Below are 23,767 nucleotides of genomic sequence, written 5' to 3'. Positions count from 1 at the left end.
GATGTCCATCTCCTCTTGGTTCATTCAAAGACCAATCGCCACCTCTCTGCTGATGGCCGCGCTCTTTGCGATCGGTGTCGTCGCCTATCCTCTCCTTCCTGTTGCACCTTTGCCGCAGGTTGACTTCCCGACGATCCAGGTATCCACGCAGTTTCCGGGCGCCGATCCGGAGACGATGGCCTCGTCCGTCACGCAGCCTCTGGAGCGACAGTTCGGCCAGATTCCAGGCGTCACCCAGATGACGTCGACGAGCACGCTCGGCAACAGCTCCATTACCCTCCAGTTCGATCTGTCGCGCAATGTCGACAGCGCCGCCCAGGACGTCCAGACGGCGATCAACGCCGCCGGCGGGCAGCTGCCCACGGGACTGCCGTCGCCGCCGACCTATCGCAAGGTCAATCCCGCCGACCCGCCCGTTATGGTACTGGCACTGACATCGGATACGCTGCCGCTCACCCAGGTCGACGATTATGCCGAGAGCGTTCTGGCCCAGCACATCAGCCAGCTCAGCGGCGTTTCGCAAGTCCTGATCCTCGGCCAGCAAAAGCCCGCCGTGCGCCTTCAGATTGACCCGCAAAAGATCGCAAATATGGGGTTGTCGCTCGAAGACATCAGGACCGCCGTTACCGGCCTCACAACGAACGCACCGAAAGGCAGCGTGCAGGGAGCCCAGCGCACCTACACGATCTACGATAACGATCAGTTGCTGAACGCTTTGCCATGGAACGACGCGATCATCGCCTATCGGGACGGCGCGCCGGTGCGCATCAGCGATATCGGTCAGGCAATCGACGGACCGGAGAACACCCAGCTCGCCGCCTGGGCGAATGGCAAACCCGCGATCCTGCTGCCGATCTTCAAGCTGCCGGGCGCCAATGTCATAGATACGGTCGATCAGATCAAGGCGACGCTGCCGCAGCTTCAGGCGATCGCGCCTGCGGCCATTCACCTGTCCATCCTCTCTGACCGGACGGTGACGATCCGTGCCTCAGTATTCGACGTTGAAACCACGCTGATCATCACAATCGCGCTCGTCGTGATGGTTATCTTCATCTTCCTGCGCAACCTGTGGGCAACGGTCATTCCCAGCGTCACAGTGCCGCTGGCGCTGCTGGCAACCCTTGCTCTGATGTATGTCGCCGGCTTCAGCCTCGATAACCTGTCTCTGATGGGGCTGAGCATTGCCGTCGGCTTCGTCGTCGACGATGCGATCGTCATGGTCGAAAACATTCATCGCCATATGGAGATGGGCAAGACGCCCAGGCAGGCGGCAATCGATGGTGCGCGCGAAATCGGCTTCACCATCATTTCGATCAGTATCTCGCTGGTCGCGGTCTTCATTCCGCTGCTTCTAATGGGCGGAATCGTCGGCAAGCTGTTCCGCGAGTTCGCCATCACCGTGACGATGACAATCGGTATCTCCGCGCTCGTTTCCCTGACCATCACGCCGATGATGGCCGCCCGGTTCCTGAAGCCTGACGAGGCCTCAGACCATGGGAAACTCTATGGCGCATTCGAGAATGCGTTCGACCTCCTTCTTGCCGGTTATCGTAGCACGCTGGACGTGGCGCTGCGCCACCACCGCCTGACGATGATTGCCTTCCTAGGCTCGCTGGCGGTCACCGGATTCCTCTTCGTCAACATTCCCAAGGGCTTTTTCCCGATCCAGGATACCGGTCTGATTACAGGCCTCCTCGAGGCTTCGCAGGACATTTCGTTTGCCGAAATGGCCCGCCTCCAGGTCGAAGCCGGCAATATCGTCGCCAGCGATCCCGGCGTGGCGTCTATCGGCATGGGGGTCGGTGGTGGCTCGGGCCAGACGGTCAACACCGGTCGCATGTTTATTACGCTGAAGCCCAGAGAGGAACGCGACGCCTCGGCCAGCGAGATCATCAACAGGCTGCGGCCGAAGCTGGCGCAGATGCAGGGCGCTCGGCTCTTCCTGCAGCCGTCCCAGGACATTAATGTTGGCGGACGGAGCTCAGCCACGCAGTTCCAGTACACGCTGCAGGACGGCGACGCGCAGGAACTGGACGACTGGGCAAACAGGCTGCTTGCCAAGTTCAAGACCTTGCCTGAGCTCACCGACGTTGCGACGGACCAGCAGAATGGCGGAGCGACCGTGACGCTCACGATCGACCGCGACCAGGCATCGCGCTTCGGGATCGCGCCGCAGACGATCGACAACACGCTCTACGACGCTTTCGGCCAGCGCCAGGTCACGCAGTATTTCACGGACCTGAACAGCTACCATGTCGTGCTTGAACTTGCTCCGAAGTTCCAGAATTCGCCGCTGGCGATTAACGGCGTCTACATCAAGTCGCCCCTGACCGGGGAGCAGGTGCCGCTCAATCAGCTGGTCAAGCAGACGACCGAACCGACCGCGATTCTTGCCGTCAATCACCAGAGCCAGTTCCCGTCCGTCACGCTTTCCTTCAATCTCGCCAAGGGCGTGGCGCTCAGCCAGGCGGTGGCGGCCATCGGCCAGGCCGAAACGGATATGGGGACGCCGGCAACCCTGATCGGCAGCTTCCAGGGCAATGCCCAGGCCTATCAGAGCTCACTGGCGAGCGAACCCTTGCTGGTGCTTGCCGCGATCGCTGTGATCTATCTGATCCTCGGCGTGCTCTACGAGAGCTATGTCCATCCGCTGACCATCCTGTCCACCCTTCCCTCGGCCGGGCTCGGCGCGCTGGCGATGCTTTGGCTGTTCGGCTTTGATTTTACCGTCATCGCCCTGATCGGCGTCATTCTGCTGATCGGCATCGTGAAGAAGAACGGCATCATGATCGTCGACTTCGCCATTGCCGCCCAGCGCGAAGGGGGACTGTCGGCGGAGGACGCGATCCGGCAGGCCTGTCTCCTGCGCTTCCGCCCGATCATCATGACGACGTGTGCGGCCCTTCTTGCCGGTGTGCCGCTGATGATCGGCCACGGCACCGGCTCGGAGCTTCGCCAGCCGCTCGGCTACGCAATGGTTGGTGGCCTGCTGATCAGCCAGGTCATGACGCTCTACACCACCCCCGTCGTTTACCTCTACCTCGAGAAGCTGAGTGAGTTCGTCGGCCGAAAACAAACTGAGATTGCTGGCACACGGGCTCGGGCAGAATAGCCCATTCCCATCCAACTCAAAGGAGCTACAGCCATGGAACCGCTATCAAGACGCACAGTCCTTGCCCTTGGAGCAATGGGAGGCACGGCGCTCGCGGCAGGTGCTGCCCACGCAGCCAGCTTTGGCAATCCCGATCAGCCAGCCGAAGGCGCCATCAATGCCAATCCGGCCGGCCTCTCGGATCCCGGCCCGAAAAACCCCGCGATCAATGAGCAGTTCCCGTCGTTCCAAAGCCCGCCGGCAACCGATGTGGGCGACATGCAGCTATTCTGGGGATCGTTTAACAATGCTGCCAAGCGCATCCAGAATGGTGGGTGGGCGCGTCAGGTCACCAAGGCGGACTTTGCAATCTCGGAGGCTGTCTCCGGCGTCAACATGCGCCTCGGTCCCGGTGGCATTCGCGAGATGCACTGGCATCGCGCAGCCGAGTGGGCGATCATGACGAACGGGCGGTGCCGCGTCACGGTTCTCGATCCCCAGGGACGTGCCTATGTGCAGGATGTCGAAGCTGGCGATCTCTGGTATTTTCCAGCGGGATTTCCGCATTCGCTGCAGGGGCTCGGACCTGATGGCTGCGAATTTGTCATCGTCTTCGACGAAGGCGATCAGTCCGAATATGGCACGCTGCTTCTGACCGACTGGCTGGCCCATACCTCGCCGGAGCTGCTGGCCAAGAATTTCGGCGTCCCGCAGGATACCTTCCAGAACATCCCGTTGCAGGATCTCTGGATCTTCCAGGGCAAGGAGCCCGGTCAGCTGTCGGCCGATCAGGAGGCCGTCGCCGGGGCCGGCCTGCCTCCCTATCCCTTTACCTACAAGCTGACGGCATCGGCACCACTGAAGCAGAACGCATCCGGCACGATCCAGCTTGCCGACAGCAGTAGCTTCAAGGTCTCCAAGACCATTGCCGCCGCAATCGAGACCATCAGGCCTGGAGCTGTGCGCGAAATGCATTGGCATCCGAATGCCGACGAATGGCAGTACTGGATCAAGGGCGAAGGCCGCATGACGGTGTTCGATGCCGGCCCGCGCAGCCAGACCGCAGACTTCCGGCCAGGCGACATCGGATACGTGAAAAGAAGCCAGGGCCACATCATCGAGAACACCGGAAAGACGGATCTGCAGTTCGTCGCCGTCTTCAAGGTGGCGGAATATCAGGAAGTGGGCCTTTCGTCCTGGCTCACGCACACACCGGCAGCACTTGTCGCGCAACACCTAAATGTCAGCCCTGCCGACATTGCCAAGTTCCCTGCCGATCAGCCGGGAATCATGCCTCGCTGAATTCGACTGTTGTGGCGCCGGCAGGCGCCGCGATATCCGTATCAGGGAACTTCGGAGAAGCCAGCACCGTGAACGGCGTGCGTCTCACGGTGGAGCGGTTGGGCGGCGGGTCTTGACTTTCCCATCAATGAGAACAAAATAGGAACAAACGACGGAGGTTCTCATGACCCACACCGAGCAAGTCATTGCGAACGCTTTAGCAGTGGTCGCCGCCAGCCGAGCGGAGCGGGAACGCGACGCCGAACGCCGCAAGCGCGTTTTCGGAAAGATCGAGATCGGCCGCCCCTTGCCCGCACTGAAGGGCCAGCAACTAAGTCTGGATTTGCAATGACAAAGGAAGACGTCGATTTTGAAGTACAGGCCGCGCTGGCGTGGCACGACGATGACGTGAATGCGACGATCGCTACGCTGCTAGAGGACATCCGCCATCTGCGTCAGCAGCTTGCATTGACTGAAAGCGCCATGAGCCGTGGCATGACACGCGGCTGGAAACCTATGCTCGAACGGAGATAGACATGCGCCACCGACGGAGCATCGATCTGGCGTCAGCTGCCAACCATGCCGTCAATCTGGAGCGCGAGACACTCGCATCGCTGCCGGATATGTCTGCCCTCATGCCTGAATAGTGCGCCAATCGATCGGCGGGAACCGGGCGGGCTGTTGGGAAACGTATGCCCTTTGGACAATATCGCCCAGAGGTTGAAGTGTCCCTGCTGCGGGAACCGCGCCGGCAATAGGTTCCTTTTGGGGAGGCTGCCGCGGGGCTGACGGCGGCTCCGAATGTGCAGCCCAGTGCTTTCCGCGAGATTTTTTCGTTCGCTCAGGACCGCGAGATAGGGCATGGCAACTTAACGAGCGTTCTCGACCAACGGCAATTTCGATGTTCTCAAAAGGCCACTTGTATTGATGGCTCCGATCGCCAGAGGCGACCCAGATTGTATTTTCACGATGGGGCTGGCCTAGCGGTCTCCCGCCGGCTTCCTACCAAGTGTACGCGAGTTCCCTACTAGGCAGCGAAACTATGCACCTTGGTCGGAGTGACGATATCAACATCGTTGTGAAAGTGCGTCCTGCGGGCGAATGCCCTTGCGGGCGGCGTGCTGCGAACGTCGAGACCGTAGCGCGGCAGATGCAGGCGCACGAAGGGAATGCCGACTTCCTAGGTTTCGGCGACATGACCCAGCGCCATGCATGCGGCCAGGTGGGCCGCGTACCGTGGTTCGGCACCTTCCGCGTCGGCATGCTCACCTCCGGTGACCTGCAGCCACTGGCGCATGGCGCGATACAGATCGCCAGCAAAGCGAACCTACGACGGAACTCGACGAGTTCTATATCCTGATGACGATGGGGATATGCTGATGCAGACCGATCCTTCTGTACAGAAGAGCGCCGTCATCTCCGACTGCAGGTGCTACCGCTACGAGCTGTGCCGCATCTGGGATGCTCGAAAGCGCCTCCTGGTCGCCTGCATGCTCAATCCGTCCACCGCCGACGACGAGACGGACGATCCGACGCTGCGCGAACTGATTTATTTCGCGAAGCTCTGGGGCTATGGCGGTCTGAGCGTCGTCAACCTCAATGCCTTCCGCGCCGCCCATCCTAGCGAGATGATGGCGCAGACCGCGTGCGTCGGCCCGAAGAATAGCGAATTCATTGATGCCGCATTCGCCTTTACCTGCCATCAGGGCACGCCGTTCCTCGTCGCGTGGGGCAATGGCGGCAACCACCTCGGCCGCGACGAATGGTTCATTGCGCGCGCCCGCCTTCACGCCGTCAGCCTGATCTGCCTCGGCAAGAACAGGGACGGCTCGCCCAAGCACCCGATGTCACGTGGCCGGCATCGCATTGCGCGCGACCAGCAGCCCATAATGTTTCGCGATGCGCTACCGGTTGCGTGATGGCATCAGAAGCCGAATCCAGCGCCTCCGAAACATCCGCCAAAGGCGCGGCGAAGCAGCAGGACTGGTCCGCCTCTGCGCAGTCGACTTTTATCGGACTGCAGCTTCGAGATCTCGGCGTGGGGTACCAAGGCGATATCCGAAGGAGGCAAGCAAGCCGGCGCGGCGCTTGAGGTCTTGGAGAATGAACCAGATCTTCCGGTGGAGCTTCGGGCCGCACGAAGTTCCCTTGTCACCGCATGTCGGGCAGCGTTGCGCGCCGGAAGCGCAGCGGCTGTGCGCTGCCCTGATAATGAAGAGTCGCAGCCTTCTCCGAAGGGATTGCCCTTATCTCTCCCCTGTTCCAGGCTTAGTAGCGTCCGTCGAAACCCTGTACGCCGCCAACTCGTCTTCAGCGCGACGAGCTACTGTAGAGGGTGCAGATAGCCTACCGGTGGGACTGCTAGTGTACCGATGCCGAAGTCGGGGCGTTTATCTTCGTCGAACAGATGCCGACATATGTTCCGATGAGAACGAACGCGATGTCTTCCGCTGTCTTGTATCCGTCGTAGTACAAGTCGATCGCCGCGATGCGGAGGACGCGGGAAGCTCTATCGTCAGGTGGCGCTTCGTAGAAGCGGTACCAGGCCTGGACTGCTTCCGACATCACTCTGAATTCAGAATCCTGTTGTTTGGTCATAGATGCCTCCGTCCAGAGAAATCTAGAAACTACGACTGCGGCGTCAACGTGGCCAGTCGGACATTGGTCCCGTCTCCCCAACTACAACGGCGTAGCCCGCGCACCAAGCGGATGAATGCCTAGGAATTATAGGGCCACGACCACCGCCAAAGGAGGGATATCTTGAAGCGTCATGGCTTCCCCCCTTAACCTGCTGTATGGTGTCGGTTAATCATCGCGGTGCCGCGAGGAGCGATATGGAGCGTCGTCTTGCTGCAATTCTGATCGCTGACGTCGCTGGATACAGCCGTCTAAGCCAGGTCGACGAAGAAGCAACTCGCCATTCCTTTCAAGCGGATCTGAACGAGGTCATTCTCCCCAAGATCGCTGAGCATCACGGCCGTTTGGTCAAGACGATGGGTGACGGGCTTCTCGTTGAATTTCATAGTGTAGTCAACGCGCTGCAGTGCGCTACGGAAATACAGCGCGAGAAGGCATTGCGGAATGCCTCCGTTGATGCAGCGAGCCGGCTTGAGTTCCGTATCGGGGTCAATCTTGGTGACGTTATTGTCGAAGACGAAGACATCCACGGGGATGGGGTCAATATCGCCGATCGTATGCAGAAGCTGGCAGAGCCGGGCGGCATTGCAATCTCCGGTACGACGTATGATCAGGTAAAATCGAAAGTGAACGTCGGCTATGCCTCGCTCGGGAAGCAGAAGGTGCGGAGCATCGCGGAACCCATACGCGTATATCGGGTTGTGTGCGATCCGAGTGTTGTTCGCTCACAATCCCGTCGGTTAAGACTTTCGCCGCGCAGCCTCACCGCCATAGCTGTCGTTTTACTGATCTTCTCCGGCGCTGCGGTCTATCGGTGGCAGCTATGGGATTTCGACAAGGCGCCGAAAGTCGTCGAACGCTTCGCCTATCCCCTTCCCGAAAAACCGTCGGTGGCAGTCTTGCCGTTTATAAATGTCAGCGGCGATTCGGAACAGGATCACCTAGCAGAAGGCTTGACGGACGACCTGATTACCGAACTGTCCAAGGTATCAGGTCTCTTTGTCATTGCCAGACACTCTGTATTCGCGATCAAAAGCGGCGCAGCCAAAATACAAGACGTGGCGGCTGAATTGGGGGTGCACTATGTGCTCGAAGGCACGCTGCAGCGGGCCGGGTCTAGGTTGCGCATCAATGTGAAACTCATCGACGCGCTGACCGGGCTTTCCATGTGGGCCGAGCGCTATGACCGTCAGTTTGCCGATCTCTTCGCGGTTCAGGACGACGTGACCGGCAAGATCATATCCGCACTTGAGGTGCAACTCAGCGAGGGGGAGCGCAGTCAGATCGAGCGGATCCCTAGCGATAATCTTGAAGCCTATGACTATTATATGAGAGCAGAACACGAAGGATTAATTTACGGCGACGTGGACACCTATCGTCGGACGCTGTCGTACTACCAGAAGGCGATCGGTCTCGATCCCAATTTTGCTGATGCGCATGCGGGGATCGCGCGCGTGGCGGTCGATGTCTGGCGAAACGACTACAATTTTCTATGGTCGGCAGCGGTTGCACGCAAAATCGCTTATGACGCGGCTGGGCAAGCGCTCAAGCTGGACCCCGACAATGCGCGCGCTCACACCGTTCTTGCGCTTCTTCAACTTGTCGACGGAAGGCAAGTGGAAGCGCGCGAGTCCGCAGATCGGGCCGTCGAGGCGCAACCAAATAGCGCGGAGGCCGCAGGTAACCTGGCGTTGATTCTTGCCCATACGGGAAACCACGATGAGGCCGTCGCCGAAATTGAAAGGGCTTTGCGGCTCGATCCGTCACCATCTGCGAGCTTTCGGTTGCTGGCAGGCATTGTGTTCTACACCGCGCGCGACAATAGTCGCGCAATCCCGCTGATCGAGGCCGCGAGCAACGCACTGCCTAACGCGGAGGCGGGACAGGAATACCTTACGGCCGCCTATAGCCTTGAGGGAGATCGAGTTCGCGCTGGTCAGGCAAAAGCTAGGCTTCTGGCGCAGTTCCCCGAAAGCAATCTGACGTACTACAGCTATCTTTACGACTATTGGCGCGAGGACGACCTGACGCATCACCTCGCAGGGCTGCGATCGGCAGGACTTCCAGAGTGGCCCTTCGGATTCGTGGGCGAGCAGGCAGATCAGGTCGACGGCGAGGCGCTGCGTGCCCTCATCAGCGATAAGACCTGGCTCGGAAAGCACAAGAACGGAACGGCCTTTGTCCAGTTCTTCGACAAGGCGGGTAATACGGCGTATCGGAGCGCGAATACGAACATTACCGGAACGGTCGAGGTGCAGGGAAACAAGCTTTGCGAGAGATTTAGCGGATACTTTCTGGATCGCATGGTCTGCGGGAGCATCTACAGAAACCGGGACGCAGGACACGCTGACTCGCAGTATGTCCACGTCACCCCGCAGGCGCTGAAATTCTTCTCACCCGCACCGTGATTATCAATCGGCCGGCATGTGTTGCCAATCTTTTCTCATTTTATCGGAGATCAGCGTGCTTTGAACCTCCGACCAGTGCTTCTGTGAATCAACAACCTTGGTCGGCTTTTTCTCGAAACCATCGGCAGCGCCTGGGTCGTAACTGAGATAGAGCTTCCCGTCGATTATCCGCCACGCCTGGGGATCGATGTTGGTCGTGACCGTGCCGAACGAGACGCCGTCTGCGCAATAGCCGCCATACTGAGGGGCATACTTGCCCGGATCGGCGATAAAGAGATCGCGATTCTTGGCACTTGCGAAATGCCACTCTGCACCCAACCACCGATGCGCGTAGGCCGGCGATCCCTCGATTGCCCTGTTATCGGTGAAGTACGCCACCGGATCATAACCCTTGATTGCGACGTCTCCGAAATATCCCGTATTCACAGTATCGTCGGCCATCACTTGAGGAGCAATGGCGAATGCGATCGCGACGCCGGCGATGATGAAGGCAAACCCTGCGTTCCGTCGATAAGACATGATCTTTCCTTTCTTGTGTGGCAGCAGGCAGCCCTATTTCCGTTTGGTGCATTCGGCGTAAAGCCAGTCGCCCACCAGGTCGGCTTGCTGACACACGGCGCCCGCTTTCAACAACAACCCGGCCACATCCCAGTGGGAGCGCCAACCGGCTTGCGTCAGCGGCGTATAGCCGTTGCGTTCCTTCGCTTCGATGTCGGCCTTGCTTGCGAGTAAGAAGGCGACGACATCTGCGTGACCTTCTTCAGCCGCAGCGTGCAGCGGCGACATGTGGTAGAAGTTCTTTTCGTCATTGATGGGCGCACCCTTCGACACCAGGATCTCGACGATATCGAGATGGCCACCATAGGCTGCGGCATGCAACGCGGTTAATCCGCCTTTATTTCGAATATTTACGTCGCCGCCTTTTTCGAGCAGAAGCACGACGACATCTTTGTGGCCACTAAGAGCGGCGATGATCAACGGCGGCTCGCCGGCTTCATTTGGTTCGCCAATGTCTGCACGCTGGGCTATCGCTTGCTTTGCGCGCTCAGCATCTCCATCTTTGGCCGCGTCATGGAGCGTCCCCGCCCACGCGAACGAGATGCCGAAAAAAAATCCCAGACAGGCTGTGCTGACAAACCTCATTGCATGCCCCGGCGCGTAAGGACGGCCCTCATCGGCGCAAAAGAGTATTTAAGCTATCACGAATACACGCGCTTAATCAAGACGAGGTGGGAGCGCGGGCCAGGATGCTTAGGCTATTGCGCAACGCACCGAAGGAGGTCGAAGTATCTAGATACTCAACATGCCAAGATGACTGGCCTACCCGCAGGCAGCCTACAGCACAAAGAAGATCAGCCTACTGTCCCGGTGTGGAAGGCGGCCGTTTCAGCATCGACTGCTGCCGCACGATCGCCTCTGCCAAACCTTTCGAGGCAACCTTGAATGGTTCCCACTGACTTGGAAAGGACGCAACCATAAGATCGGTGATCGGCGACCCGTCCGGCTCCGTACCGCTACCGCGAAGAATGATGTCCTTGCCTTCATCAGAGCCATCTTCCACACGAAGTTCGTAGCCGTTGGCAAAGGCTGCGCGAAGTCCTTGCGCATTCACTTGCCCTGAGATGCCGGATCCGATGAGGTTGTTCCACACAGACCGCAACTCCCGCTCTTCGGGCAACGCCCCCGCAAAGATAATTTCCCGGAGCTCAAGTGAAAGTCCGCGAGGATCACGAGTGAGGGCGGCTCGTCCGGCCGCCGTCAAATGGACGTGCCTGTCTTCCTCGCGTTCGTCGAAGCTGATAAAGCCCTTCTCTTGCAAGATGTTGAACAGCGACCAGTTGACGGCTCCCGGACCGAAGCGCTTGCCTTGCTCGCCATAGACCTGCTCCAGCGCGAAAAGCATGGGACCGGGAAGGTGGAACGTCGTATTGATGAGCTTGATCGCTTCCTGCATCGTCTTGCGTGAAGGTAGTGCATGGCAGCCGATGTGGGCCATATAGCTCCGACGATAGAAGACAACAAACTCTGCCGGATCGACCCTGTTGACCAGCGCATGGGCATTCAGCGACCACTGATCGGCAGAGAGCCCTGTTGTCTTGAAGAATTCGTCGACAATTCTCTGTTGCATATCCGCCTTGTAATGACGGGCGGCCGCCAACGCCTTTCGAGATGTCTCAAACGTTCCTTCCATGGGCGCGTCATTCAAAAAGATGCGCCAATGCCCTTCAGTCGGGCGTACCGAACAATGCGGTCCAGTTGCATCCAGACGTTCGTCGAGCGTTCGCGCCACTATACCGAGTTGGTGCGTCTCATGGGCGGCTTTCGGTGACAATTCGGCCTCGCGTTTAAATGATTCATACTCATGCGGTGCTTACATCATAGGCCGTTCGGCGATCAAAGCTCTTCAAACTCTTTTTCAACGTGAAGCCAATTGAAGCGCTCAACCGGGCGTCCCGCCAGCGAATTCAAACCGGAATAGGCTCATCGGCGCGGGGTGGATGAAGTCGCAATATTTAGCACGTTGCAATTCACAGGCAGACTCCCCATATCTGTGGCATCGGCAGCATCTGAAACGGGCGCTGCCGGGTGCGGACGCCAACAGCGTTCCAGCCCCAACAAAGGAGGACAGGATGTCTTCCGCCTCCACCAGTATCTACTCAAAGAATAATCTGATGCGAGCCGCCGCGCGGTTTCGCTATGTGGACCTTCTGATCAAATCGACACCGGCAATCAGTGTGGCGTTCATTGTTTATGTCACGCTCAAGGGAGTCCTCTGGTAGGAGCAGCTATTTTGAAATTGGCCTACACGCATCAGCCTCGGTTGGTGCCGTGGCTGCCGGACAGCATAAAGGCCCCTTGCTGGAGTCACCCATGATGGAACGTACGACAGAAACTGAAATAACTTTCGCCCATCCCTTCGCTCTCAGTTCGTTAATGGTTCCCCTTGAAGCGGGAACGTATCGGCTGATTATCGATGAGGAAGAGATCGAAGGCCTATCGTTCTCCGCCTTCAGGAGAACCAACACCCAACTTGAGATACCCGCGATTGCAACACGCGTTGGCACCAGGCAGCGCCTGCGAGTGTCGCCACAGGAACTTGAAGCGGCCCAGGCGAAGGATGCAAGTGCCAATGATCGACCGCGCTAACCCCGGCGATCTCCGACAGCACGCGTTTCACGATAGAGGGATCTTTTCCCAACAGAGCCATAACACGGAAAAGATCGATCGTCCTGAAGTAGGCGGTTTTCAAAATAGCAGCTCTGCCGGAAGCACGCACTTCATCGCTGCGTCACGGACACAGCCTCTAACGTTGAATGTAGGTCAGCCTTGCCTGAGCGAAGTGTAGTTAAGCCAGTTGCCAGTACCAAAACAGCCATGAAAATGAGCCCCATAAAACGAGGAAGCCATCTATGAATGAACGCATGAGCAAAAGCCGCGAACGCGCGGAAGCGGCATTCGGATTGACGCAGACACAATTTCTCACCCGCACGCGGGAGAGCCCGAAAATCGACCAGGTCGTGACAGCCAGGAATGAGAAGACCGCTCGGCTGAGGGCGATGCGCCTTCAACAAGAGGCGAATACGGCGATCGAGACACCATCCCGCGCGAATCCGATCAACGACTAAAGACCTAAACATCAACGAAGCGGTTTGCTGCGATGTGACGTCTGAGCGTCGAGGCAACGACGCAAGTCGTTGGTCAGCGGTGGGATCAGGACCGATCACACCGAGCATTAATGATCTCTGCGAACGGGGTGAGGCCGTCGCCTCCCCGGCGATGATATTCTGCAAGGGTTGGCAGCGTTTCAAACGAGCGACTTGACTTTCGGTTGTATTGCGCCGAAAACTCACGCGATCAATCCGAGAAGATCGTCGAGCTCGACGCCTTTTAAAATCTCGCAAAGAGCAGGTTCCATGACGTGCGAACAAGCGGCCTCGTCCCAGCGGCTGGCCGTCACACCAGTATAATATTTTCGTGCAGACTAACCTACGTCTTGTCCGGGGGGCCAATGGCAATTCGGGTTTTGCCTTCACAGATCATCGAGATGCTTGCTTCGAGACGCCACCGCCTGCGCCATTTCCTATGGCATGCGGTGCGCGGCGTCTGGAACAATGCTCAGCTTACCGATGAGGTCAAAGCCTTCATCAGGGATAAGGGTTGGGCCCCACCCAATGACCGGGTGCCTCTGGATGCCGAGAGAAAGCTAATCCTGGACAATCATTCTGGGGAGGACTTCCTCTATATGCATCGGCAGATGATCAAGGAAGTCAGTGAACTCCTCGAGCAGTTGGGAGAGCAGCGGCTCACATTCTGGCGCTCCATCCCAAAGGCGGGTGAACACCCCGCTTTTGCGCTTCCGCCGTCCTGGACCTATGACGACCCCTCGGAGAGCGCCGCGACGAATGCGGCCATGACTGCAAGGCTTCAGCGCGTCAAATCAGACGCCTACTTCCGCGACACGATCGTGACGTGGGAGGCATTTTATACGAACCCTGCCAACCTCGCGCAGCTGTCGCTCGGAGCGTTGGGCAATCTGCTCGAGATGACCATCCATAACAATCTGCATATGCGCTGGGCCAGCGTGCCGATCGGCTACATGCCTTCGCACAACTTCGATGACATACGCGACATCGATCCCAAATGGGACGCGACCAGTTACGACTATTTGGGCGACACCTACTCAAGCCATGTCAATCCGATCTTCTGGTACCTGCATGGATGGATTGATCCCTGCATCGACCGTTGGGCCGCAGCCAACAGGCTAAGCGAAGTTGCCTGGATAGGAACCTGGACCGGCAAACTCGAAGATGGCTGGACGCACGGCGCGCCAGAAGCCCTCACTGCTTCAGTGCGTCGGGAGGCGATGGGCGGACACGGCCACGGTCATGCCGGGCACCGAGAGGACGACGAAGACATCCGCGAGATGGAGGCGATCGTGCGAAAACTCGGTTCCTGCAAGGTCATACGTAACTTCTATGACGTTCTGCGCGATCCGGAGTGATCTTGACGCAAGTAAGAAAACCACTGGGAGGCAAATCATGGCACGCAAGGCGACAGGCGGAACACGGCAATCCACCGGGGGAATTTCCGAAGAGGCATTGCGTCGGCATATTCGCGCCAAAGGCGCCGATTATCTGCAGGATCCGAACATTACATCCGTGGGCATCGGACTGAAGAACGGCGACGGTCCAATCTGCCTGCAATTCACGGTGGGCACGAAGGGTGACTCCGCAATCGAGGCACTTGGGAGCCGACGCATTCCGGAAGCAATCGAGGTCGAGGGCGAGATGGTCCCGACCGATGTCCTGCAGCGCGACTATCGCCCTTCCTTCGAAATCGTTGCGGAGGAACAGGTTGATCTGCGCCGAAAGAGGATCGACCCGATCCGGCCGGGCGTCAGCATCGCTCATCCCTCCGAGACCGCCGGCACGCTCGGCCTGATCGTCTTCGACCGCACGACAGGCGCGCCTTGTGTGCTCTCCAACTGGCACGTCCTCAATGGCAACGCCGGAAAGGTTGGCGACACGATCGTGCAGCCAGGCCCCTACGACGACAACAACGTTGCGCTCAATGTCGCAGGCACCCTTCTGCGCAGCCATCTCGGCGCGGCCGGTGACTGCGCGCTTGCAAGGATCAGCCAACGTGGCCACGACCGCTCGGTCTATGAACTCGACGTCGTACCGACCCGAATGGCGCGCGTTGCACTTGGCGACAAAGTGATCAAATCGGGACGTACAACGGCGATCACGAGAGGCATCGTGCGCCGCGTCGACGTCATGGCGAAGATCAACTATGGGATTCCGGCTGGGGAGCAGGCGATCGGCTGCTTCGAAATCGGTCCTGATCCCCAGAACCTTCCCGCAGACGGAGAAATAAGCAAGGGCGGGGATTCAGGATCCGCTTGGCTCATCTTCGACAGGGGCAAGGCGACCAACATATTCGCCGGCCTTCACTTCGCCGGTGAAACCGACAGGACGAGCGACGAGCACGCGCTCGCCTGCTATCCAGGCTCCATCCAGAAGAAGCTCGACTTCGTCCTCGAGCCGAAAGGCACGGCAACTGATGCGATCGCCGGGATGCAAGTCGTTGTCCCCCGTAGTGGCTACGATGCGAGCTTCCTTGGAACAGCCGTTCCCGAGCCCGGCCTGTCTACGGCCCAGAAGCGTGATGCCGTCAATTTCGAGCGCGCTCAGACGATCCCATACACGCATTTTTCGGTCTGCCTCAGCGCAAAACGCCGAATGGCACGCTATGTCGCCTGGAACATCGACGGATCCCGATTGGTGGCACTTCCGCGACGCGGATTTTCCGTCGACCCAAGGATCGAGGCCAAGTATCAGTTGGGCGACGATCTCTACGTCGACAACCGCGTCGACCGGGGCCATATCGCCCGGCGGGCGGACGTCTGCTGGGGACCGGTACCGGAGGCAGACCAAGCCAACCGCGATTCATTTTACTTCACCAACATCGCTCCCCAGCACGAACGCTTCAATCAGTCCTCCCGAAAAGGGCTTTGGGGTGAACTGGAGAACCTCGTTTTCGATCAGGCCGACCTCAAGGACTTCAAGCTGTCGGTATTCGGCGGTCCAGTTTTCGGAAGCGAGGACATCGAGTATCGTAATGCACTGATCCCGCGCTCATTCTGGAAGATGATCGCCTACCTCGGCAAGGACGACAGTTTGCGTTGCGCTGCATTCGTCCTTTCTCAGGAGAAACTTCTGGACGATCTTGAAAGCTTGGATCTCGATCCGTTCCGCATCTACCAGGTGTCGCTGCCGGAGCTCGCCAGGAAGACCGAGCTCAATTTTGATGCGCTTTCCACGGCTGACATCATCAGTCATCCGGAACTCGTGACACGGCCGGTCGGCCCGGAATCCCTGGTCGACACGACCAAGCCCGTGACCGAGATCCGCTCGCAGCGAGACATCCGCCTTTGATGACCGCCCCCTGGGCACAAGGGGACGAAATCCAACTTGCGGGGGAGAACTTACGATGTATTTGCAATCATAACAAAACGTAGCGGCGCTCCCAAGCCACTGTCAAATTCGGTCATTGGATCAAGAGCGCCGTATGCTCTTTCAGCGGGCTCGCCTGCGTATCCCCTCCCCCAAACTGCGCTTTGAGAACCTCCAATCAATCTCAATCGACGTCGAAACACTAATGCATTAGTGTATTGAAATCGAAAACTGCTGATGCTAATACGGACGCGACGAAACCTAATCGGAATGTGTCCATGTCCAAAAATGCAGATCAGCTCCGCAGCGCTCGATGGTTCGCACCAGATGATCTACGCTCCTCCGGCCATCGCTCCCGTCTGATGCAGATGGGGTATGACGCGAAGGATTGGGGCAGGAAACCGATCATTGCCATCCTGAATACGTGGTCGGATCTCAATGCCTGCCATGCACATTTCAAGCACCGCGTCGAGGACGTGAAACGCGGCGTGTTGCAGGCAGGCGGCTTTCCGGTGGAACTGCCGGTGCAGTCTCTATCAGAGAGTGCGCTGAAGCCCACGACGATGCTTTATCGCAACTTTCTCGCCATGGAGGCGGAAGAGCTTCTTCGCGGTCATCCCATCGATGGCGCCGTGCTGATGGGCGGCTGTGACAAGACCACGCCTGCCCTGGTCATGGGCGCGATCAGCGCCGGTTTTCCGATGATCTTCCTGCCGGCCGGACCGATGTTGCGCGGCAATTATAAGGGCGAATATCTCGGCTCCGGCTCGGACGCATGGAAATATTGGGATGAACGCCGCGCCGGCAACATCACCGACGATCAATGGACCGGCGTCGAGGAGGGAATTGCACGCTCCTACGGTCATTGCATGACCTTCGGCACCGCAAGCACCATGACGGCGATCGCCGAATCCCTCGGCTTGACGCTGCCGGGCGCAAGCTCGATCCCCGCAGCCGATGCCAACCATATCCGCATGAGTGCACGCGTCGGTCGGCGCATCGTCGAGATGGTCTTCGAGGATCTGACGCCGGACAAGATCATCACCGAGAAGTCGGTTGAGAATGCCACGACGGTCGCGATGGCGACGGGCTGTTCCACCAATGCGGTGGTGCACCTGATCGCGATGGCGCGCCGCGCCGGCGTGCCCTTGACCCTTGATGACCTGGACAAGGCGGGCCGTACGACGCCGGTCATCGCCAATATCCGACCCTCCGGCAAGCAGTATCTGATGGAGGATTTCTACTATGCCGGGGGCCTTAGGGCTCTAATGGCGGAAATGAAGGAACGCCTGCATCTCGATGCGATGACGGTAAGCGGCTTTCCGCTTAGCGAAACACTCGAGGGGGCGGTGGTTTACAACGCGGATGTCATCCGACCGCTGTCGGACCCAATCTACCACGAGGGTTCGCTTGCCGTCCTCAAGGGCAATCTCGCACCCGACGGCTGTGTGATGAAGCCATCCGCCTGCGAAGAACGGCTGCGTGTCCATGAAGGTCCTGCACTCGTTTTCGACAGTTATCCCGAGATGAAGGCGGCGATCGACGACGATGATCTCGAAGTGAGCGCCGATCACGTCTTGATCCTGCGCAATGCCGGGCCGAAGGGTGGTCCCGGTATGCCGGAATGGGGCATGCTGCCGATCCCGAAGAAGATCCTGAAGCAGGGCTATCGCGATATGCTGCGCATTTCCGACGCCCGCATGAGCGGCACGAGCTATGGTGCCTGCATCCTCCACGTGGCGCCTGAATCCCATATAGGCGGGCCGCTTGCGCTGGTGCGCACCGGCGACATCATCCGCGTCGACGTTCCGAACCGTTCCATCGACATGCTGGTGGACGAGGAGACGCTGGCAACGCGGCGCGCCGAATGGAGGGTGCCGGCCGACAAATACGAACGCGGCTATGGCTGGATGTTCTCAAAGCACATCAAACAGGCGAATGACGGCTGCGATTTCGATTTCCTCGAGAAGGATTTCGGTGCAGCCGCCGGCGAGCCCGATATTTTTTGATTACCACTATTTTCAGGATTGGAGGAACCATGACGAACTACGTTCTCTCGGACGCGACGCGCAAGAAATACGAAGGCGTCAGCTGCGCCACGCTCTGCACCGCCCTCTTCAAGAGAGGGTTGCGCAACCAGTTCATCCAGGATGTCCATCCGGTCCTGCCGAAGGCGAAGAACATGGTCGGCCAGGCGTTCACGCTCCGCTACATCCCGGCACGCGAGGACCTGAACCAGCTCACTGTGTTCCAGAATCCCGCGCATCCGCAGCGCGCCGCCGTCGAACAGTGCCCGCCCGGCTTTGTCATGGTCATGGACAGCCGCAAGGATCCCCGCGCCGCTTCGGCTGGTTCGATCCTCGTGTCGCGGCTGATGGTACGCGGTGTTGCAGGTGTCGTTACCGATGGTGGCTTCCGCGACAGTCCCGAGATCGGCGACCTCGACATCCCGGCCTATCACAACCGTCCGTCCGCGCCGACGAACCTCACGCTGCACCAGGCGCTGGACATCAACGTGCCGATCGGCTGCGGCGATGTCGCGGTCTGGCCGGGAGACGTCGTGGTCGGCGACCGCGAGGGCGTCATCATCGTTCCTGCTCATCTCGCCGAGGAAATCGCCGACGAGGCCGTCGAGATGACCGCCTTCGAGGATTTCGTCACCGAAGAGGTGCGCAAGGGCCGGTCGATTATCGGCCTCTATCCGGCGACCCACGAAGAGACGAGGGCCGATTTCGCCAGGTGGCGACAGGCCAATGGACGATAGGCGGTCTCCATGTTCAAGCACATCACCATCCTTCAGGCAGCCGAGCTTCCCGAAAAGACGGATCGCGAGTTGAAGGAAGCCTTCACCGTCATCGGCCTGCCGAAGGGCGAGGCGGAAGTCGCCGGGGTCCTGGCCGAACACGGCGCGGCCATCAGGGGCATGGCCGTCCGCCATGCCCATATCGACGCCGTCATGCTGAAGAAGCTGCCGGCCCTGGAGATCATCTCCAGCTACAGCGCCGGTCTCGACGGCATCGACGTCGAGACAGCGGCGAGCCGCGGCGTTTCCATCCACAACACTTCGAAGATTCTGGCGCAAGACGTGGCGGACCTCGCCGTCGCGCTTAGCATCTCGGCGACGCGTGGGCTGATGCGCGGCCACGATTTCGTGCGCAACGGAAACTGGGGCAAGCATAGCTTCCCGCTCGGCCGCTCCTTGCGCTCGCTCAACACCGGCATCGTCGGCCTCGGGCATATCGGCTCGGCGATCGCGGCGCGGATGGGCGTCATGGGCGCGCCCGTTGCCTATTTCGGGCCGCGCAGGAAGCCTGTCGACCATCTCTATTTCGACAGGATCGACGACCTTGCCGAATGGGCCGACCTCTTGATCGTCACCTGTCCAGCAAGCCCCGAAACCATCGGCCTGATCGGCCCGTCCGTGCTTGAAAAGCTGGGGCCGCACGGCTTCCTCGTCAACATCTCGCGCGGCACGATCGTCAATGAACCGGCCCTCATCGCTGCGTTAGCGAAAGACGGCATCGCCGGTGCGGCGCTCGACGTCTTCGAGAAGGAGCCAGTCGTGCCCGATGCGCTGCGGAACGATCCGCGGGTGGTGCTGTCGCCGCACATGGGTAGCGGCACCCAGGAGACGCGCCAGCAGATGGGCGACAGGCTGGTCGAGGCGCTGATCACGCATTTCAACGCACGTTAGACAAAGGTGTCCGACGACAGAGGCCGCGCCAGCTGCGCGGCCTTTTCATTCCTAGGGTGCGTAGACCCTTGCCTGACCGACCCGCCGAAGAGGGCGAGGCCCAGCATCCGCCCGCCCCTGCAGCGCCATGGGTAGCAAGGAGATGAGCGACCGACATGAACAGGGCACAGGTGTCCCGGCAGGGCTACGTCTCATGCCGCGTCGACGGCACTCTGCCACTTCGGTTTCGGTGTCGCGTTGATGAGCTGTCGCGTATAGTCGTGCTGCGGATTGCGGAAAATCTCCTCGGTCGTCGCATGTTCGACGATCTCGCCGTTCTTCATGACGATGATGCGATCGGCGAAATGGCGCACGATCGGCAGGTCGTGGGTGATGAAGATATAGGCAAGCCCAAGCCGATCGCGCAGGTCGGCGAGAAGATTGATGACCTGCAGCTGAACCGAGACGTCGAGCGCCGAGACGGCCTCATCGCAGACAACGAGCTCCGGTTCGCAGGCGAGCGCGCGGGCAATAGCGATGCGCTGCCGCTGGCCGCCGGAGAACTGGTGCGGATAACGCGCCGCATGCTCCGGCTTTAGCCCGACGAGCCCCAGCAGTTCGACGACGCGGTCGCGCCATCGCGGCTTGTCGAGAATATCCTTATGGATCCGCCAAGGTTCGGAAACGATCTCGAAAACGGTCATGCGGGGATTCATCGAGCTATAGGGATCCTGGAACACCATCTGCACCTTGCGGCGGAAGGCGAGCAACGCATTGCCATCCATCTTCAGAATGTCGCGGCCATGAAACAGCGCCTCCCCCTTCGAGGCATCGTTCAGTCGCAGCAGTACCCGCGCCACGGTCGATTTGCCGGAGCCGCTTTCACCGACGATGCCGATCGTCTCGCCGGCCGCGACGTCGAAGCTCAGATTCTTGACGGCGTGAAGCTGCACGGGCGCCGAGAATATCCCTGACGAGAGTGTGTAGAACTTGTCGAGGCTTTTGACTTCGAGAATGGGTTTGCCGACCGGCTTGCCGGCCTGCCGCCGCGGCTTGTCCTGATCGCCGTGCGGCAGGGCGTTGATCAGCGTCCTGGTATAGCTGTGCTTCGGGTTTTCGAAGACGGCGCGCGCCTCCCCCTCCTCGACGATGCGGCCAGACTTCATGACGATTACCCGGTCCGCCATGTTGGCGGCGACTTCGAGATCATGAGTGATCAGGATGATCGCCAGGCCATCCTCGGCCTGCAGTTTCTTCAGGAGGTCGAGGATCTGTGCCTGAACGCTGACGTCGAGCGCCGTCGTCGGCTCGTCGGCAATCAGGATCTCGGGCCTCAACGCGATCGCCATGCCGATCATGATGCGCTGGCGCTGGCCCCCGGAAAACTGGTGCGGATACTGGTCGATACGCTTTTCCGGTTCGCGAATGCCGACGCGGCGCAGGATGTCGATCGCCTTTTCGCGCGCCTGCGCGCCCGTCGCGACGCCGTGGGCGCTGAAGACCTCGGCGAGCTGCCAGCCGATCGTGTAGACGGGATTGAGGTGCGACAGCGGATCTTGGAAGATCATCGCGATCTTCCTTCCTTTGAGATCGCGGCGCGCTTCCTCGCTCATCCCTTCAAGATCGCGACCGCGATACGTGACGGAACCGGCGCAGATATCGCCGGGCGGAGTATCGATGAGCCCCATGATGGCGCTGGCGCTTACCGACTTGCCCGAGCCCGATTCGCCGAGAATGACCAGCGTCTCGCCGGCATCGACGTGGAAGCTGATGCCGTTCGTCGCGCGGAAGGCGCCGCCGAGCGACAGGAAGTCGACGGTCAGGTCCTTGACCTCAATCAGATGCGTGCCGGTCATGTGCGTTTCTCCTTAAGTCCCTTCTTCGAGCGGGCGAGCTCGATGCGCCAGCGCTGCTGCGGATCGGCATAAGTTCGCCACCAGCTCGAAAGGATATTGAGCGAAAGCGTGGTCAACAGGATCGCAAGGCCGGGCCAGAACGCGATACACCAAGCGGTCGAGAGATAGCCGCGGCCGGTTGCGACCATGGCACCCCAGGTGAACTGCGGTGCCTGGATGCCGAGGCCAAGGAAACTCAACGCGGATTCCGCCAGAACCACCGTCGCGAAGTCGATGGCGCCGATGGTGACGAGCGTCGGTACGACGATCGGCGCGATATGCCGGAAGAGAATGCGGCTGTGGCTGGCACCGAGCGCCATGGCGGCACTGACGAACATGCGCTCGCGCACCTCCAGCACCTCTGCGCGCGTCGTCCTCAGATAGATCGGTACGCGGGTGATGGCGAGAACGATAACGAGGTTGGTGATCGATGGCCCGAGGCTGAAGAGCACGATCAACGCAAGCAGCAGCGACGGGAAGCTCATGACGATATCGGCGCCGCGAAGGATGATCGCGCTGGCGATGCCGCGGGAATAGCCGGCGACCAGCCCGAGCAGGCCGCCGATGACGATCGAGCAGAGGACGGCGCAAAAGGCTATGCCAAGAGTGTTTTGCGCGCCGACGACGAGGCGCGCGAGCAGGCTGCGACCGAGCGTATCGGCGCCAAGCACATAGGCCCAGCCCTGCGAGAAGCTGAAGGGCGCCATATTGCGAGCACGGAAATTCGGCTTTTCGATCAGGTTGCCCATCAACCATGGTCCGAGCACGGCGCAGAAGATCACGACGACAAGAAAGATCACCGCGGCAAACGCCAGGCGGTCGCGCGAAATCAGTCGAAGGATGCGGAACCGTCCGGTATCGTGCTGCTTCTCGACGGTCGTTGTCATGGCCGACATACTCATCTCGTTTGAAACCTTATGCGGGGATCGAGGCGGGCGTAGATCAGGTCGATCGCGATATTGAGGACGAAGATCGCCACTGCGGTGACCAGCACCGTCGCCTGAATGAGCGCGAAATCGCGACGCACGATCGCGTCAATCATCAGCTTGCCGATACCCGGCCAGCCGAAGATGGATTCGACGACGACGGCGCCGTTGACGAGGCTTGCGGCCAGGTCACCCGCAACGGTGATGACCGGCAGCAGCGAATTGCGCAGCGCATGCTTGAAGATGATCTGCGAACGCTTGACGCCCTTGGCCCTCGCCGTTTTGACGTAGGCGGAGCTGAGCGCGCTGATCATCGTGCCGCGCACCACCTGCACCAGCAGACCGAAAGGACGGAGCGTCAGCACGAAGATTGGCATGATCCAATGAAGTGGTGTGCCCGTGCCTGACGTCGGCAGCCAGCCAAGGCCGACGGCGAAGACGAGGATCGCGACGATCGCGACCCAGAAATCGGGAGCGCTGGCGCCAGCCAGTGAGGCGGTGCTCGCCAGCGTATCGAAGAGACTGTTCGGTCGCGCCGCCGCCAGCGAGCCGACGACGATCGCAAGACAGAGGGAAAGGCCGATCGCGATAACCGCCAGCTTCAGCGTCTGGGGAAAGGCTTCGAGCGCCACTTCCATAGCCGGCCGATTGCGGCTCATCGCCTCGCCGAAATCGAGCCTTGTGAGTTCAAGCAGATAGCGGCCGAACTGGACGATCAGCGGGTCATTGAAGCCGTGCGTCTGCGAAAATGCCTGGCGCTGGGCCTCCGAGGAGTCGAGCGGCAGATAGAGATAGGCCGGATCGCCTGTTAGCCTCGAAAGGAAGAACACCAGGATCAGCAGGCCGATCACTGCAATAAGGCTCTGGGCCGAGCGTCTGAGAATGAAGCCGAGCACCGCG

At 59.7% G+C, this 23,767-nt stretch carries 21 protein-coding genes; 14 read left to right on the top strand and 7 right to left on the bottom strand.

The window, feature by feature from the left end:
• Window position 1: 1 nt before the first annotated feature.
• The 6 genes from ACSQ9D_RS31095 (at window position 2) to ACSQ9D_RS31070 (ending at window position 6,291) form a co-directional block, all read left to right on the top strand.
• Window positions 2-3,112, top strand: a complete 3,111-nt coding sequence (locus ACSQ9D_RS31095; protein WP_436285630.1) for an efflux RND transporter permease subunit — start codon at window positions 2-4, stop codon at window positions 3,110-3,112.
• A gap of 33 nt (window positions 3,113-3,145) precedes the next feature.
• On the top strand, window positions 3,146-4,393 hold the full coding sequence (locus ACSQ9D_RS31090) for an oxalate decarboxylase family bicupin (RefSeq protein ID WP_436285629.1): 1,248 nt from the start codon (window positions 3,146-3,148) through the stop codon (window positions 4,391-4,393).
• Between the two features lie 163 nt (window positions 4,394-4,556).
• Window positions 4,557-4,724: a hypothetical protein gene (locus tag ACSQ9D_RS31085; protein WP_436285628.1), complete on the top strand. Its 168-nt coding sequence runs from the start codon at window positions 4,557-4,559 to the stop codon at window positions 4,722-4,724.
• A complete protein-coding gene (locus ACSQ9D_RS31080) occupies window positions 4,721-4,906 on the top strand; it encodes a hypothetical protein (protein ID WP_436285627.1) in 186 nt (61 codons plus the stop codon). The genes ACSQ9D_RS31085 and ACSQ9D_RS31080 overlap by 4 nt, the downstream gene beginning before the upstream one ends.
• 508 nt (window positions 4,907-5,414) lie before the next feature.
• Window positions 5,415-5,732, top strand: coding sequence for a hypothetical protein (locus tag ACSQ9D_RS31075; protein ID WP_436285626.1), 318 nt, complete (start codon window positions 5,415-5,417; stop codon window positions 5,730-5,732).
• Between the two features lie 19 nt (window positions 5,733-5,751).
• Complete coding sequence (locus tag ACSQ9D_RS31070; protein ID WP_436285625.1) at window positions 5,752-6,291, top strand: DUF1643 domain-containing protein; 540 nt, start codon at window positions 5,752-5,754, stop codon at window positions 6,289-6,291.
• 442 nt (window positions 6,292-6,733) lie between these two features.
• Here the strand turns inward: ACSQ9D_RS31070 and ACSQ9D_RS31065 are convergent, their stop codons facing one another.
• Entirely contained in the window at window positions 6,734-6,970 is a 237-nt protein-coding gene (locus ACSQ9D_RS31065) for a hypothetical protein (protein WP_436285624.1), read from the bottom strand.
• A 236-nt stretch (window positions 6,971-7,206) separates the two neighbouring features.
• On the opposite strand from ACSQ9D_RS31065, the gene ACSQ9D_RS31060 reads away from it, so the two are divergent.
• Window positions 7,207-9,417 (top strand): adenylate/guanylate cyclase domain-containing protein, encoded by a 2,211-nt coding sequence (locus ACSQ9D_RS31060; RefSeq protein ID WP_436285623.1) that lies wholly within the window; start codon window positions 7,207-7,209, stop codon window positions 9,415-9,417.
• 3 nt (window positions 9,418-9,420) lie between these two features.
• On the opposite strand, the gene ACSQ9D_RS31055 is transcribed toward ACSQ9D_RS31060, so the two are convergent.
• The 3 genes from ACSQ9D_RS31055 to ACSQ9D_RS31045 all read right to left on the bottom strand — a co-directional run bounded on the left by ACSQ9D_RS31055 (window position 9,421) and on the right by ACSQ9D_RS31045 (window position 11,545).
• On the bottom strand, window positions 9,421-9,858 hold the full coding sequence (locus ACSQ9D_RS31055) for a YHS domain-containing (seleno)protein (RefSeq protein WP_436285960.1): 438 nt from the start codon (window positions 9,856-9,858) through the stop codon (window positions 9,421-9,423).
• A 111-nt stretch (window positions 9,859-9,969) separates the two neighbouring features.
• On the bottom strand, window positions 9,970-10,560 hold the full coding sequence (locus ACSQ9D_RS31050) for an ankyrin repeat domain-containing protein (RefSeq protein ID WP_436285622.1): 591 nt from the start codon (window positions 10,558-10,560) through the stop codon (window positions 9,970-9,972).
• Between the two features lie 214 nt (window positions 10,561-10,774).
• Window positions 10,775-11,545, bottom strand: a complete 771-nt coding sequence (locus tag ACSQ9D_RS31045) for a hypothetical protein (protein WP_436285621.1) — start codon at window positions 11,543-11,545, stop codon at window positions 10,775-10,777.
• A gap of 743 nt (window positions 11,546-12,288) precedes the next feature.
• Here ACSQ9D_RS31045 and ACSQ9D_RS31040 point away from each other — a divergent pair.
• The 7 genes from ACSQ9D_RS31040 (at window position 12,289) to ACSQ9D_RS31010 (ending at window position 20,067) form a co-directional block, all read left to right on the top strand.
• Complete coding sequence (locus ACSQ9D_RS31040; RefSeq protein ID WP_436285620.1) at window positions 12,289-12,564, top strand: hypothetical protein; 276 nt, start codon at window positions 12,289-12,291, stop codon at window positions 12,562-12,564.
• 263 nt (window positions 12,565-12,827) lie between these two features.
• On the top strand, window positions 12,828-13,043 hold the full coding sequence (locus tag ACSQ9D_RS31035) for a hypothetical protein (protein ID WP_436285619.1): 216 nt from the start codon (window positions 12,828-12,830) through the stop codon (window positions 13,041-13,043).
• A gap of 383 nt (window positions 13,044-13,426) precedes the next feature.
• Window positions 13,427-14,419, top strand: coding sequence for a hypothetical protein (locus ACSQ9D_RS31030; RefSeq protein WP_436285618.1), 993 nt, complete (start codon window positions 13,427-13,429; stop codon window positions 14,417-14,419).
• A 37-nt stretch (window positions 14,420-14,456) separates the two neighbouring features.
• Window positions 14,457-16,355 carry a DNA/RNA non-specific endonuclease gene (locus ACSQ9D_RS31025; RefSeq protein WP_436285617.1) on the top strand — a complete coding sequence of 633 codons (1,899 nt, stop codon included), beginning with the start codon at window positions 14,457-14,459 and terminating at the stop codon, window positions 16,353-16,355.
• Between the two features lie 296 nt (window positions 16,356-16,651).
• The gene (gene araD, locus ACSQ9D_RS31020; RefSeq protein ID WP_436285616.1) at window positions 16,652-18,382 is read left to right on the top strand and encodes an L-arabinonate dehydratase; all 1,731 of its coding nucleotides are present in this window, start codon (window positions 16,652-16,654) and stop codon (window positions 18,380-18,382) included.
• 29 nt (window positions 18,383-18,411) lie between these two features.
• Window positions 18,412-19,137 (top strand): ribonuclease activity regulator RraA, encoded by a 726-nt coding sequence (locus ACSQ9D_RS31015; RefSeq protein WP_436285615.1) that lies wholly within the window; start codon window positions 18,412-18,414, stop codon window positions 19,135-19,137.
• A gap of 9 nt (window positions 19,138-19,146) precedes the next feature.
• Window positions 19,147-20,067 carry a 2-hydroxyacid dehydrogenase gene (locus ACSQ9D_RS31010; protein WP_436285614.1) on the top strand — a complete coding sequence of 307 codons (921 nt, stop codon included), beginning with the start codon at window positions 19,147-19,149 and terminating at the stop codon, window positions 20,065-20,067.
• Window positions 20,068-20,258: 191 nt separating this feature from the next.
• On the opposite strand, the gene ACSQ9D_RS31005 is transcribed toward ACSQ9D_RS31010, so the two are convergent.
• From ACSQ9D_RS31005 to ACSQ9D_RS30995, 3 genes are read right to left on the bottom strand one after another with little or no spacing between them, the layout of a single operon-like run.
• Window positions 20,259-21,902, bottom strand: coding sequence for an ABC transporter ATP-binding protein (locus tag ACSQ9D_RS31005; RefSeq protein WP_436285613.1), 1,644 nt, complete (start codon window positions 21,900-21,902; stop codon window positions 20,259-20,261).
• Window positions 21,899-22,843 carry an ABC transporter permease gene (locus ACSQ9D_RS31000; protein ID WP_436285612.1) on the bottom strand — a complete coding sequence of 315 codons (945 nt, stop codon included), beginning with the start codon at window positions 22,841-22,843 and terminating at the stop codon, window positions 21,899-21,901. The genes ACSQ9D_RS31005 and ACSQ9D_RS31000 overlap by 4 nt, the downstream gene beginning before the upstream one ends.
• Entirely contained in the window at window positions 22,840-23,763 is a 924-nt protein-coding gene (locus ACSQ9D_RS30995; RefSeq protein WP_037124376.1) for an ABC transporter permease, read from the bottom strand. Before ACSQ9D_RS30995 ends, ACSQ9D_RS31000 begins: the two co-directional genes overlap by 4 nt.
• Window positions 23,764-23,767: the final 4 nt, after the last annotated feature.

Origin of the sequence: Rhizobium sp. LjRoot258 (genome assembly GCF_964254185.1) — a bacterium.
In the GTDB taxonomy this organism is placed as follows: Bacteria; Pseudomonadota; Alphaproteobacteria; order Rhizobiales; family Rhizobiaceae; genus Rhizobium.
This window is presented reverse-complemented; position numbering and strand designations above follow the sequence as displayed.